Consider the following 14,639-nt stretch of genomic DNA (forward strand, 5'->3'; position numbering starts at 1 on the left):
CACCAGATGGATGAGGCATTCGCTCAGTTGTATCGTTGTGTTTGAGTCCTCACGCTCACATAGTGGTTTTAAATGCTGGTTAGGTAGGTTTTGACCTAAAGCCAGTACATATTTAGCAACATCACTGCAGGTAATTATCAATATGGTCAGTTCTCACAAATTTTCAGTCACGCCTTTGCAGCGTATTATGCAGCGTCTGATGCGTATGTGCCGTCCTTTATGTCTGGCGATACCGCTGTGGGCTGCCAGTACAGGGCTTGCGAGTGCTGAGAGCTGGAAGGTCAACTTACAAGACGCTGATATCAAGGCGTTTATCAATGAAGTGGCGACCATCACCAATCAAAACTTCGTCCTCGACCCGCGTATCAATGGCAATGTAACGGTGATTTCAAACAAAGCATTATCACGTGATGAGATTTACCAGCTGTTTTTGAGTGTGATGCAGGTCAATGGCATTGCCGCGATTGATTCTGGTACGACGGTCAAGCTGGTGCCTGATAATGTCGCCAAGCAATCTGGCGTCGCCGTCGATTTGCGCGGAGATAGTGTCGGTGAGTCCTTGGCCACACGCGTGATTTATCTGACCAATACTCAGGCGGCAGAAGTATTGGGCGTCATTCGGCCCCTGATGCCGCAGTCTGCCCATGCTGCGGCGGTACCTGGTGTCAATGCGCTGGTGTTGTCTGATCGCGCCGATAGCCTCAATCAGCTGACGGCGCTCATCCGTGATTTGGACAGCAATGTCAATGATAGCTTGCGCGTGATACCGCTACGCCATGTCGATTCTGAGCGCATGATGGAGCTGATCAGCGCGTTGGTCTCTAATGCAGGCAGCGGGCAAGCACAAGGCGGTAGTAATCAGCTGAAGGTGATTGCTGATAGTGCCAGCGATAGGCTGTTGGTCAAGGGTAGCCCTGAGATGATCGCCAAAGTACAAGAGATGGTCAATCAGTTAGATACCACGCCTAGCAGGCGTCTTAGCGGCTTACGGGTCTTTCGTCTAAAGTATGCCAGTGCCAGTCATATTGCAGAGATGCTACGCGGACTGCTGGCCAATCAGTCGATCAATAGTGCAGGGGCGACCTCTACTTTGGAATCTGCCTCACTAAACGACGCCAGTAGTGCAGGGGCAGGACTGAGCAGTGCTGCCAACGATACCAGTACGAATAGTACGGCTGCATCGGCGTTGTCTTCTGCAGGCGCTGGTACTGGCAGCGCCAGTGCAAATGGGCGACCCTTTAGTATCATCGCTGATGAAACCCAAAACGCCGTCATCGTCAACGCCGCCCCTGAGCTGATGTTTGAGATCGAAGATGCCGTCAACCAGCTAGACAGTCGCCGCGCGCAAGTGTTGATTCAGGCAGCGATCGTCGAAGTCTCAGGCGATGATGCCACCCAGCTTGGCGTACAGTGGGCGCTGGGCAATGCCAATAGCGGCTACGGCGTGGTCAACTTCAATAACGTAGGCGCTAGTGCCACCTCGCTTGCTGCCGCCGCTTTAGCAGGTGGGTCGAGTATCAGCGCCGCTGCTGGCTCGATAGCAGGCGCGTTGGTCGGTATCGGTGATAGCAGCAAAGACAGCCAAGGCAACACTCAGTTTTATGGCGCAATCTTACAAGCGCTTGACTCGACGACCAGTGCCAATCTGCTGTCGATGCCTTCTATCTTGACGTTGGACAACGAAAAAGCCAGTATCTTGGTCGGGCAAAACGTACCTTTTGTCACAGGTTCTTATACGACCAGTGGTAACTCCTCGACCAACCCTTTTCAGACCATTGATCGTCAGGACATCGGTATCAATCTCAATGTCATTCCGCATATCGGTGACAATGGCACGGTACGTCTTGAGGTCTCACAAGAGGTTTCATCGGTGGTGCCTGGCAGTACTGGCAACGCGAGCGGACTGATTACCAATAAAAGCCTGATTAATACCACGATTTTGGCAGACGATCAGCAGACCATCGCCTTAGGTGGCCTGATGCGTGACAACACCACCACCCGCCAACAAAAAGTCCCAGGGCTAGGCAATGTTCCTGTGATTGGTCGGTTGTTTCGCTCAGACAACGACAGCACTCAAAAAAGCAACCTAATCATATTTTTGCAGCCCACCATCTTACGTGATGGCGGTGCGGTCGCCAGTGTCACTGAGCGTAAATACAATCAGATGCGCGTGCTACAGCTGGTCATTGATAAAAACGGCACAATCAAACAGTTGCCCCTGAGCGGTACAGAAGGCTGGAATGGCAATGTCAGCGCCGACTATGAGCTGATGCCGCTTAATCCTCTCGTACCCAAGCGCGATCAGACCCCAACTGCGGCGCCGCAAGGCTTTACAAAAGTGGACAGCCCAAGCAGCGGTATCACCACCTATCCGTTAAAGCGCTAATGGCTGATGGTGGCTGGTTTTTAATTCACCAATTTTTTAATTCATATCAACAATCCGGCATAAAGCCAAGGCGCTTATGGGGCCGGATCATGATGTAATCACGTACATGACATCGTACATTAGCTTGCGCATTCATAACACAGATACACATAGCACACTTGATATCGCCGTATAATAATGGGCAATGAATGATTGTTGGTATCAGTTGCCAAGAAAACTAGGCAAATATCAAGAGTAGTTACCATGTCAGAGCATCAAAATGACCAAGCATAAAGACAACAAGCATAAAGACCATAAACAGACAACAAAAAAATGGCTGGCCTTGGGGCTAACCGCGGCGGCTTTGTTACTGATTCCTCGGCGTAGTAGCAGGCAGTCTGCCACGCGCTGCCATGAGGGCTGCGCAGACCACTCATGACACGCCCTAATCAAGCGGCGATGCAAAAAACCAAGGTAAAGATAGCTGCCAGAGACCCAATACGTGCCGTGGAGTGACGATTATGACTGCTAGCGACTCATCAACCCTTAGCCATGACCATGAGAGGATATCTACTATCTACCCGCTCATCGATACGCACACACACTTTGATGCGCCTGTATTTGATCATGACCGCACAACCCTTGCGCAACAAGCCTATGAGCGAGGGGTGCATCATTTGGTACTGGTGGGGTATTTGGCGCGTCATTTCGAGCGTATGTATGAGACCAAGCACGCACTCACGGCGACTGATGCAATTCAAGACAAAGACTGGGACAATCGTGACCGCCAACCGATGCCTGTCACGCATATTGCGTTAGGTTTGCATCCTTTTTATATTGAGCAGCATACTGACCAGCACTTGGCGGATATGGCTCAGATATTGGGGCAAAAGCGTCCTATTGCTATTGGTGAGATTGGACTAGATACGTTTACAGATGCCTTGAAAGTCCCTGCCGTGTTTGCCAAACAGCAGCAGTTTTTTTGCGCACAGCTAGACATGGCAGTGGCGCATCAGTTGCCTGTGATGTTGCATATCCGTAAGGCACATGCAGAGGCACTGGCTATTTTAAAAGCGCACGACTACGACGCGCAGCAGCTCGGTGGTATCGCCCATAGTTTTAGCGGCGGCGAGCAAGAAGCCAAGGCTTTTGTCAAACTCGGTTTTAAGCTGGGAGTGACAGGGCAAGTCACCAATCCCAATGCCAAAAAACTGCGCCGCGCGATTAGTGCGGCGGTAAACGCGCATGGCATCAGCTGCTTGGTGTTAGAGACGGATTGTCCTGATATGACACCCATCATGTGTCAGACGGCAGGCGACAGCGCATCGGCATTAGGCCAGTCTCCAGATGATGAGTGGAGCGCGCCGTCTACTGCGGGATGTGCTCATAATAGGAATGTACCGGCCAACTTGCCATGGGTGCTGTCGAGTCTCAGTGAGCTGCTCGAAATACCCATCGACGAGCTTGCCAAACAATTATGGCAAAACAGCAATGATGCTTTACAAACGCGTTGGCCTTATCCCGTATAATGGGAGTAGAAAATCAAGCATCATGTAGACAAGTCATTTCAATTTAAAAGAGCGTTGAATCTGTGATAAGTGATACAAAAAGTTTTGAGCAAATAAATGAAGCGGTGAGCAACGCGCCTTTGGCGATGCAAGCCGAAGATGGGCAGTATGAGCGCCGCTTTCAGGGCACCAAGACGCTTTATGGCGCAGCAGCGGCAGACACCTTTGCCGCCGCTCACGTCTATGTCATCGGGGTGGGCGGTGTCGGCTCTTGGGCAGCAGAGGCGCTGGCTCGAACCGCGGTCGGCACCATTACCTTGATAGATTTGGACGTGTTGGTCGCCTCCAATGTCAACCGTCAATTACCGGCACTAGACAGCACCTTTGGTCAAAGTAAAATTGCAGCGATGGCCACACGCCTGCAGGAGATCAACCCAAAAATCACCGTAAACTTGGTCGATGATTTTTTGACAGTAGAGAATGTCGCAGGGTTATTGCCCAGTCGCGATGCGGCCAAAACAGCCGCCCAGCAGGGCAAGCCGATGGTGGTGCTCGACTGTGTGGACGATATGAATGCCAAACTGGCCATCGCGTTGCACTGCCGTTTTAACAAATTAAAACTGGTCTGTGCTGGGGGCGCTGGTGGTAAGATAGATCCAAGCCAAATTCGAGTGAGTGACTTGCGTGAGAGCTATCAAGACCCGCTACTGGCCAAGCTACGCAACAAGCTCCGGCACGAAAAAGGCATCAATCGCGAGCTAAAAGATAAGTTTGGTATCAAATGTGTTTACTCTACAGAGCCGCCACGGGTAGATAAAAGCTGTCAAACAGGAGGCTTGCATTGTGGTGGTTATGGCTCAGCCGTCGTCGTCACCTCAGTGGTGGCCATGGTCATGGTGAGCGAAGCGTTACAATTATTGATAAAGCAGACCGCGTAATGCCAACCGTCTGAGATTATTAAATGGAGTCCATCTTGTCTACAACCAACTTGCCAACGCTCAGCTATCCGGTCGCAGTCGATGAAGCTGCGCGCATCAACAAGCTAAGAAAGTATCAAGTGCTCAATGACAATGATGAGCCTGCATTTAAGCGTTTGGTAGAGCTTGCCAAGTCTTTTTTTGGCATGCCGATTGTCACCATCACCTTTATGGACGAGGAGACGCAATATCTCAAGTCTGCCCATGGCTTAGGTGAGGTATGCCGAACCTCACGTGAAGTGGCAATCTGTAATTATACGGTGCTCTCCAATGACGTTTTTGTGGTGGCGGACTTATCAAAGGACAGCCGCTTTAGTCAAAACCCTTTGATTACCGATTCACCGCATTTACGGTTTTATGCAGGGGCGCCCATTATCTTACATGAGGATCATAAAAGCTTTCGCTTGGGCTCTTTGTGCCTGATGGATACCAAACCACACGACGACTTTGATGAGTCGCAAGCCAAAGTACTGGCGCAATTTGCCATGATCGCAGCAGATGCGTTACAGCTACAGGACAAGCAGCGCGATGCCAAGCATGCCAATGAGATGAAGTCGGATTTTTTGGCCAATATGAGCCACGAGATACGGACACCGATGAATGGCATCATCGGTATGGTGGAGATGCTAAGCGAGACGGAGCTTAGTGACGAGCAACAAGAATACGTGGACAATATCAAGGTATCCAATGAGCATTTGATGGCGATTATCAATGGGATTTTGGACCTATCAAAAGTTGAGTCTGGCAAAATGACCATTGACTCCATTCCGCTCAATCTCTCCACGTTATGCAACGAGGTGGTGAGCCTCTTTGCGATAAAGGCGCGTCAGCGCGGGCTGATATTAGATTATCACTATACTGAATCGCTATCGCCTTATGTACAAGGCGATCCGATACGGCTCAAACAAATCATCGCCAATCTGGTCAATAATGCCATCAAGTTTACCCGTGAAGGGGGGCGGGTGAGTATCGCGGTCAAGCACGTGCCCAACTGCTACTGTGTCGACGATACCGACCACGCTGATGACAATCATCATCACTCAGGTGAGGCGATCCGCGTACCAGCCAATCTATCGAGTGACCACCCTGCCGATGATACGGCGGTGCCTGCTGACTATATGACCGTATGTATCGAGGTGACTGACACGGGCGTGGGCATCAAGCCTGAGTCGTTAGAGGCGATATTTGATGCCTATGATCAAGCGGATAAGTCGACGCACCGACTTTATGGTGGTACAGGGCTTGGGCTGTCTGTTTGTAAGTCGTTGGTAGACTTGATGGGCGGTGAAATCAATGTCGACAGCGAAGTGGGCGTTGGCACGACGTTTAGTGTCCTGCTACCGCTGCCAACCATCGATGCTGCCAAATATGAAACTTGGCAGGACTCCAGTGAGCTTATCACAGATGAGCCAAGTCATGAGCGGGCAGGTCATATCTTGCTGGTCGAAGACGATGCGGTAAACGCCATTATTGCCAAAAAAACCTTGACCAACAGTGGGCATGTCGTCACCCACGTCACGGATGGACAGCAAGCGCTTGAGATATTTGCCGTATCGCCTGATAGCTATGATCTAATTTTGATGGATCATCATATGCCAATTTTGGACGGGGTACAGGCCACCATCAAGCTACACGAGCTCTATGATCCGCAGTCTTTGCCGCCGATCATCGCTTTGACGGCCAACGCGATGGATGGCGAGCGTGAAAAATATCTCAAGGTTGGGATGCAGGATTATTGCACCAAACCCTTTAAACAAGAGCAGCTCAATGCGCTGGTGCAGTATTGGCTGATTCAGCAGTCATCCAATCAAGAATAGCGGGGCAATAAAAAAGCTTAACCCTTATCATAAAGGTTAAGCTTTTTTGTAATCAGCAAACAATAATCGCAGACTAGTTGACACGGGTCTGGTAGTCGCCAGTACGGGTATCCACACGGACCACTTCGCCCTGCTGGACAAATAATGGTACACGTACAACCGCGCCAGTCTCTAGCGTGGCAGGTTTGCCGCCGCCGCCTGAGGTATCGCCGCGTACGCCAGGATCGGTCTCTGTGATTTGCAATTCGACAAAGTTTGGCGGCGTGACGGATAAGGGTACACCATTAAACAAAGTAATGACACAAAGCTCATTACTGTTGTCTTTTAGCCATTTTGGCGCATCACCAACGGCCGCTTTGTCGGCTTGTAGCTGCTCAAAGGTTTCTGGATGCATAAAGTGCCAAAACTCACCGTCGTTGTATAGATAGTTCATTTCAGTGTCTAGTACGTCAGCGGCTTCCAAGCTTTCGCCTGATTTAAACGTTTGCTCAAGTACTTTGCCACTACGAAGGTTACGCAGTTTGACGCGGTTAAAGGCTTGACCTTTACCCGGTTTGACAAATTCGTTTTCAAGAATGGCACAAGGATTGCCATCCAGCATGACTTTTAGACCTGCTTTAAATTCATTGGTAGAAAAACTTGCCACAAGAGACTCCTAAGGGTTTGTAGGTAGGGGGTATCACTATGCTATGTGCTGGTGGTTGCAAGGCTTATTGCGCCAAAGCTTATACCATCACTTGTGTCTGTCGCACTTAGCAAAATAGGCTAGGCGGGATACTTTGATAGGGTAGACACTAAGGGCGTATAATAGCGGCTTTTGGGCACAGGTAATAGGCTGTCATGATAAACCATTTAATCACACAAAAAAACTGGCAAACGCAATTATCCGAAGCCATTACATCCGTGGATGAATTGCTTAGCATTCTAAAGCTTGAGACGCTACGCACAGAGGTCTATGTGCCGAAACACTTTGCGCTGCGAGTGCCGCGTGCTTTTGTTGCAAAAATGAAAGTCGGCGACCCCGAGGACCCGCTGCTCAAACAAGTCTTGCCCGATCAGCAAGAGCAAATCAAGGTCACAGGCTACGTGGCGGACCCACTAGCGGAAAACGACCAGAACCCTATCAAAGGCCTGCTGCACAAATACCAATCAAGAGTGCTGCTGACCATCACGGGGGCTTGTGCGATTCATTGCCGCTACTGCTTTCGTCAGCACTTTGATTATAGTGCCAATATGCCCACCGCCGATGCCAAAGCACATATCATTGACTATATCACAGCGCACCCTGAAATCAATGAGGTTATCTTAAGTGGCGGTGATCCCCTAAATGTGACCAACAGGCGGCTGTTTGCATGGCTGGACACGCTTGAAGCCATCCCGCAGCTGACCACCATTCGTCTGCATACGCGCTTACCGCTTGTGATTCCTGCGCGTTTGGATGCGCCGCTATTAGATAGGCTGGCCCAAAGCCGCTGTCAAATTGTGATGGTCATCCACTGCAATCATGCCAATGAAATTGACACGCTGACGGCGGAGTATCTACAGCGTGCAAGAGCCGCTGGCATTACGTTACTCAACCAAGCGGTGTTATTAAAAGGCATCAATGATAGCGTGGCGATACAGATACAGCTCAGTCAGCGCCTGTTTGCTGCAGGCGTGCTGCCGTATTATTTACACGTTTTGGATAAAGTGGCAGGCGCGGCCCATTTTGATAGTGATGAGCACAGCGCTGTGAGGCTATACTGGTCGCTGCTGGCGGCTTTGCCGGGATATCTGGTACCCAAACTGGTCAGAGAATTACCGAATAAACCCTTTAAAGTGCCGGTTAACATTTACCATGATGTTTGATATACAAAATATGCTATATTAAAAATTAGTAAACAAAGAATGACTAATAAAGAGTGGGCGAGCTGCTGACTACCAAACAAGTAATATCGATAGTGACGCTTGGTAAAGGATTTATCAAGCGTGCGGGTAAAGATGGCATTGAGGTATAGTCATGCGAAGTAAAATCGATACGCTGATATTAACGTGCAACTGGCATCAGCTTTTCTTGCTTGCCTTTCTGACAAAACGGCTTTGCTGCCAAACTATTTGATATCACGAAAAGTTATTATGATTAAAAGTTATTAGGAATCTGGATGATTACCCTATCGACGTTTCAAGAGTATTTGTCTACTACAAAACTGCAGTCAACGACAGCAAGGCGTTCTGTTGATAATGAAGCGCGCTATTTACAGACACTATTGACCGGTCTGCCGTCACAGACACATGAGGCGCAAGCTGAGCGGCTAGAAGAGATTTTGAAGGTCTTGCAGGCAGCGGATATGGAGGAGGAGCAGCGCCTTAAGCTCACCGCTTGTGTCATCGAGGCCGCCGAGCAATTGATTGTGGCGCTGCGCCAACACTATATTTATGAGACTGCTGCCTTTAGTGAGGCGCAGATGGCGTACGTGGCTCAAGTTCGGTCGTTATATTATTTGGTTATCATGATCTATGATGGTGTCGTACAGCGTGAGATGACAAGCTCCATCCATCCCGATAAATCTGCTACAAAAAACGGTTGGCAGCGTTATTTCAACCATGAAAAGCGCGCATCAGCCGTGCTCGCCCTTGCTATCTATCAGTCACTATTGATGTATCAAAAGCTCTTAGGCGAGGCGGCGCTCTGCTACCAAAAGCCGTCATCGTACTTATGGTCTAAGATCAATCAGCTGTATTATCTTGCTCATCAGCAGCGCCTAACGTTGATGAATCTGAGCGCCCATACGCTCACTCAGCGCGCAGACAGCATTCACCGACTGTACTGTCAGCTATGTTTGCACAGTTTATTGAACGTACGTGCCATGCGTCGCCCTAATATCTTGTTAGTGCAGCGGTTGTTGCCTGAGTGGGCCGAGCATCTGCTCGCCACCATAGAGCCTGAGAGTGAAACCCGAGTGTTTGTCAATTTAAAAGACAGTCAGCCGCCCACTTACTTGACGGCTCATTCATGCATCAATCCTTATGAGGATCGGTATGAGTGCTTATTTATAGAGCTGACACCGATGATTACCTATCTGCAGGCACGCAGGCAGGCATTGATAAAAGAAGGCCGAGAAGCGGTGGCGTGTGCGCTGCTCAATAAAGTAATCATGACGCTCACGTATCGCTATCTGCAACCTCAGCTGACGTTGCCCACCAAGTATAGCTCAAAGCAAGACGCTGTGGTGATTAGCGGATTTAACGACATGCATTACCGAGTCAGTCAGGGCTGCAGCTTCACCAGATTGATTGTAGCAAACGAGCTGCCAGAGGCACACCGGCCTCATTATGATACCCATCAGTTGCACACCAACACTCATACGCGGTTGAACGCTGAGACATTTGATGGCAATGATACCTTATCGTTGTTTCGCATCTTGCGACTGCGCACTGAGCCTGCGAGCATGCCAGCAGTTCGTCAACCACCGACGCGGACTGGGCAGCTCGATTTGAGTCCTCTACCTATAGATGCAGGTATCCAACATGACACCAGTCATAAAACTCGTGATGAGTGCGTGGCCGCGCCGGTGCCATTACAGATCATGAGGCTTTTTTTGTTATGTCGCACTGAGATCGCGACCACCCTTGATTGCTCGATAGGGCTGACTCGCTGGGTCAATGCCGATGGCGCTACGCCAGAGATTGAGTGGCAGGTACTCGGACACAATCCAGCGGCTTGCGGCCTACGTGTCGATGGTGATGACACGCGTGACCGGCACTTTGTGCCAGCTTTTATCATGGGGAAAGACGAGCAGCTTCAAACTGTGGCAAGCCTCATTGTCCCAACCGCCCATTTTCAGGTTGATGATCGGGTCATCATGCGTATCAATCAGCAGCAGACGCCGTTACGTTTGGGGCGACGCTTATTAATGACTGATGAGTTTAGCCAATATGAAGTGCTACGCTTATAGTTTGACTACCAGCACTATTGTTTAATTTGAGGCAAGCTTTATCAGGCCTGTAGTAGACACGATAAAGTTTGTGTTTTTGCATTTGAATCATGGATAAGTACCAAAACATACTGCGCGAACCCCCGCTAATGAAACTCGCCTGCAGGGGGTGCAGTTATTGTCTATAATGGCACAAATTGTTACTCTATTGATGCGACACCCAATCTGCTGACCAAGCACTGAGCAAGCAAGCTCAGGTATCAAACATCACTGATAAAATACGATCGTATGATCATAAGATTAAAAGGCCATTTATGCGCACTCAGTCTATCCTAAACCTGTTAGTCATCAATGATGATCAGCTCTATGCTGAGCGACTTGTGCAGTTATTGAGCGCTTATTATGACAGTGTGAATTTGGGATTTTTGGACGATAAAGAAGAGCTGCTAAGGCTGTTGCGTCAGCCATGGGATGTATTGGTGTTTGGTAGTGCTTATGACATGAACTTCACCGAAGTGGTGGGCATCGTGCAAGAGCAAAGTATTGATTTACCGATGATTTGCCTGTTTCATGATGAGGCGGCAGCCACCGCACAAAATGACGACGGCTTGCCAGCTATCGTCAGTGGTACAATGGTCAAGGCGCTCAAAGCCGAGCAAGAGATGGCAGTGGTAATGGCCATTTGCCTGCAACATGACAACTTGCGCAGCCGCCGTGAGCTAAAGACGCTACGCCATGTCATCTCTGAGGCGGAGCAACGTGCGAACGTATTGATTAAAAACTCCAAAAGCGCGGTCGCCTATATCGATCAAGGCATCCATATATTTGCCAACGACCCCTATCTGCAGCTTTTTGGCTTTAAAACCATGAACGATGCCATCGGCGTGCCAGTCGTTGATTTGATTTCAGGCGGGGATAGTGTCAAAGGCTTTAAACAGTTTTTGCGGCAGTTTGACAAAGGCAATCGACAAGAGGTGGAGTTTGAGTTTGAAAGCAAACGTACAGATGGTAGCACCTTTGAAGCCAAACTACAGCTTGCCTCAGCCACCCTAGACGGTGAGCCTGTCACCCAAGTTATCATTCAGCAAAACACCAATAACAGCGCTGAGGTGGCCAAGCGTTTAGCGGAGGCTGAGCGTAAAGACAAACTGACTGGTATCGACAACCGCCATGGTTTTGAAAAACAAATGGCACTGGTGTATGAGCAAGCAAGACAAGGGCTACTGACAGCAGGGCTTTTGTATATTCAGCTTGATAATGTGGGTAAAATAAGAAGCAGTTTGGGCCTACAAGGGGTCGATGCGACGGTCAAGCAAGTCGCCTATATGTTAGATGAGCTGATAGAAGACGGGCATGTGAGCCGCTTTAGTGATACGGTGTTTACGGTGCTTGTCGAAGACAAAAGCGCCAGCGAGCTAAAAGATTTGGCACAGCACATTGTCACACGCATTAGTGAGATGTTTATCGAAGTCGATAAGCGTACCACCAGTACTACCGTCAGTATTGGTATCGTGAAGATAGAGAAAAACGCTGCAGCGCCCAATGTACTGCTTGAGCGGGCTATCGATGCCATCAATCAAATCATGATAGAGACCTCCAATCATGGCGGGACCTACCACTTGTATGACCCAAGTGAGCATGCCAATAGTGATGATCATGCACTGGCTGAGTCTTTGGTCGATGCTATTACCAACAATCGTTTTGATCTGTCATTTCAGCCCATATATGACATTAACAAAGACCGTAGCGACTTTTTTGAGGTGTATCTGCGCTTACCGCTGGCAGATGCTGACAATACCGTACTCACCCCTGATCAGTTCATGGCTGTCGCCAAGACGCATAATTTATTAGAAAAAATCGACCGCTGGGTACTAATCAATGCCTGCAAAAAAATAAACGAAGTCCGTAAGACCCATCCTGAGGCCAGACTGTTGGTGCAGCTCACTGGGGCGTCGCTGGTCGACAAAAAACTGCCAAATGTGGCCAGTCAGTTGATCAAGGCGGTCGGCGGTGCCGCTGGAGTCTTGACACTGCAGTTTAATGAAAAAGATATCTTAGACTATCTGACCGTCGCCAAGACCCAGTTTTCGGCGTTGACACAAGTCAGCTGTCAATTAGGTATCAATAACTTTGGTTCATCTGCTAAGTCTATCGAACTTGCCAGCTTTGTGCAGCCAGATATGGTGCGTTTGGCGCGAAGCTATATCCAAGACATCAATTCTGCGGATAATCTAAATACGGTTAAGTCTTTGATTGTGCGTACCTCTGAGGTCCATGCTGACGTGCTCATGCCATATATCGAGGATGCCGCGACGATGTCGGTGGCGTGGAGTGTGGGCGCCCGCTATTTGCAAGGATACTATCTAGAAGCGCCCAGCGCGACCATAAAAGTCTCATAACGTCATGCCTCAACCTGTTTTTATTTGTCATACCTTTTAACTGAAGACTGTCAAACATGTTTATTATTCGTCAGTATCGTTTGTGCGGCCTTGTTGCCGCTGTTTTATTGCTCAGTGCGTGCGGAGAGCAAGTGCCTGCTGATCACCGTGACCCTGTGACATTGCCGCTATATACTGAGGGCGATGCCGACAACGGTGCGATCATTTATCAAGATGCCTGCGGTCAGTGCCACCAGCTCAATGCAGGGCTGAACAAAAAAGGCCCGCAGCTGATGAATATCTACGGCGCGCCTGCCGCCGCCCTCGAGGATTATACTTATAGTGAAGGATTAAAGGCGTCAGGCTGGGTATGGGATGCACAGACACTAGACCCTTATATCGCCGATGCGCAAAAGAGTATGCCAGACTCAAAAATGCTCTCCGACCCGATGCCGGATGCAAAAGAGCGAGCAGATGTGATTGCTTATCTGTCAACCCTAAGGGCCGCGCCGCCTGCGACCGATGATGCCAATTGATCGCAGACTTATTATGTTTATTCTTCCAAAATGAGCCAATAACTGACTATGAGCCATGCTGCGATCGACCCCGCTTCTAGCCCTACACCTCAACCAGCGCCGCAGCTGGCAGATACGGCGGCCTTGAGTGCCGCTGACTATCAGCACAATCAGCAAAAAATAGCTCAGCTGCTTGGGCAACTAAACCACATCGTTTTAGATAAGCCGCAGGCGATTAAGCTGGCGCTCAGTGGTATATTGGCGGGTGGTCATTTATTGCTACAAGACTTGCCTGGTATGGGCAAGACCACATTGGCACAAGGGCTAGCTCAGCTGCTTGGCCTGAGCTTTAATCGTGTGCAGTTTACCAATGATATGCTGCCCGCTGATATTTTGGGCATGAGTATCTTTGAGCAAAAAAACCAGCACTTTGAGTTTCGGCCAGGGCCGATCTTTACGCAGTTGTTACTTGCGGATGAGATCAACCGCTCTAGTCCCAAAACCCAAAGCGCGCTGCTAGAGGCCATGGAGGAGCGGCAAGTGACGCAAGATGGGCAAACCTATGTGCTGCCGCAGCCGTTTTTTGTCATTGCCACCCAAAACCCATTGCAGCAAGCGGGCGTTTATCCATTGCCTGAATCGCAGCTAGATCGATTTTTATTGTGCTTGTCGCTGGGGTATCCATCACCTGCTGCTGAGCGCGAGCTTTTGCAAGGTCAAGACCGCCGCGAGCTATTAAAAGAGCTGCCCGCGGTGCTTGATACGCAGGCTGTATTATTAGCGCAGCAAGGTGTCAAGCAGGTATATGTTGCGGATGTAGTGTTAGATTATCTGCAAAGACTTGTCGCCAAAACACGTGCAAGCTCTGAGTATCACGGTCTTTCACCTCGTGGCGTACTGTCGCTACAGCGTGCTGCGCAGGCTTATGCTTATGTATCAGGGCATATGGAGGTGACACCAGAGGACATCCAAGCGGTGTTTGCTGCCGTCACCGATCATCGCCTCGGTCAGCGTTTTGTACCCGCGCATGTGACTGGCGGGCAAGCGATGCAGACCATCGCCCAACGTATTTTGGCCGAGGTGGCTGTTATTGTTTGACCGTCTGTTTACTCATAAGAGATTCACTTCTAAAGCTGCTCGTTTATTAGCGATAAGACTATTAATG

General features: G+C 49.5%; 10 protein-coding genes. 9 read left to right on the forward strand and 1 reads right to left on the reverse strand.

Annotation, left to right across the window (positions count from 1 at the left end):
• The first annotated feature begins 142 nt into the window (after nucleotides 1-142).
• The 4 genes from gspD (at nucleotide 143) to BTV99_RS01180 (ending at nucleotide 6,667) form a co-directional block, all read left to right on the forward strand.
• Nucleotides 143-2,386 (forward strand): type II secretion system secretin GspD, encoded by a 2,244-nt coding sequence (gene gspD, locus BTV99_RS01165; RefSeq protein WP_075100515.1) that lies wholly within the window; start codon nucleotides 143-145, stop codon nucleotides 2,384-2,386.
• Between the two features lie 500 nt (nucleotides 2,387-2,886).
• Nucleotides 2,887-3,894, forward strand: coding sequence for a TatD family hydrolase (locus BTV99_RS01170; protein WP_083608464.1), 1,008 nt, complete (start codon nucleotides 2,887-2,889; stop codon nucleotides 3,892-3,894).
• Nucleotides 3,895-4,019: 125 nt separating this feature from the next.
• A complete protein-coding gene (locus BTV99_RS01175; RefSeq protein WP_083608485.1) occupies nucleotides 4,020-4,811 on the forward strand; it encodes a ThiF family adenylyltransferase in 792 nt (263 codons plus the stop codon).
• Between the two features lie 35 nt (nucleotides 4,812-4,846).
• Nucleotides 4,847-6,667, forward strand: coding sequence for a GAF domain-containing hybrid sensor histidine kinase/response regulator (locus BTV99_RS01180; protein WP_256713699.1), 1,821 nt, complete (start codon nucleotides 4,847-4,849; stop codon nucleotides 6,665-6,667).
• Between the two features lie 73 nt (nucleotides 6,668-6,740).
• Here the strand turns inward: BTV99_RS01180 and efp are convergent, their stop codons facing one another.
• Nucleotides 6,741-7,313 carry an elongation factor P gene (efp, locus tag BTV99_RS01185; RefSeq protein ID WP_075100517.1) on the reverse strand — a complete coding sequence of 191 codons (573 nt, stop codon included), beginning with the start codon at nucleotides 7,311-7,313 and terminating at the stop codon, nucleotides 6,741-6,743.
• Nucleotides 7,314-7,507: 194 nt separating this feature from the next.
• Between efp and epmB the strand changes: the two genes are divergently transcribed.
• The 5 genes from epmB to BTV99_RS01210 all read left to right on the forward strand — a co-directional run bounded on the left by epmB (nucleotide 7,508) and on the right by BTV99_RS01210 (nucleotide 14,572).
• Nucleotides 7,508-8,515: an EF-P beta-lysylation protein EpmB gene (gene epmB / locus BTV99_RS01190; RefSeq protein WP_075100518.1), complete on the forward strand. Its 1,008-nt coding sequence runs from the start codon at nucleotides 7,508-7,510 to the stop codon at nucleotides 8,513-8,515.
• 293 nt (nucleotides 8,516-8,808) lie between these two features.
• Entirely contained in the window at nucleotides 8,809-10,602 is a 1,794-nt protein-coding gene (locus BTV99_RS01195) for a hypothetical protein (RefSeq protein WP_075100519.1), read from the forward strand.
• A gap of 293 nt (nucleotides 10,603-10,895) precedes the next feature.
• On the forward strand, nucleotides 10,896-12,980 hold the full coding sequence (locus tag BTV99_RS01200; RefSeq protein ID WP_075100520.1) for an EAL domain-containing protein: 2,085 nt from the start codon (nucleotides 10,896-10,898) through the stop codon (nucleotides 12,978-12,980).
• A 56-nt stretch (nucleotides 12,981-13,036) separates the two neighbouring features.
• On the forward strand, nucleotides 13,037-13,495 hold the full coding sequence (locus BTV99_RS01205; RefSeq protein ID WP_075100521.1) for a cytochrome c family protein: 459 nt from the start codon (nucleotides 13,037-13,039) through the stop codon (nucleotides 13,493-13,495).
• Between the two features lie 48 nt (nucleotides 13,496-13,543).
• Nucleotides 13,544-14,572 carry a MoxR family ATPase gene (locus tag BTV99_RS01210; RefSeq protein WP_256713700.1) on the forward strand — a complete coding sequence of 343 codons (1,029 nt, stop codon included), beginning with the start codon at nucleotides 13,544-13,546 and terminating at the stop codon, nucleotides 14,570-14,572.
• Nucleotides 14,573-14,639: the final 67 nt, after the last annotated feature.

Source organism: Psychrobacter sp. Rd 27.2, from assembly GCF_001921755.1.
GTDB lineage: Bacteria > Pseudomonadota > Gammaproteobacteria > Pseudomonadales > Moraxellaceae > Psychrobacter > Psychrobacter celer.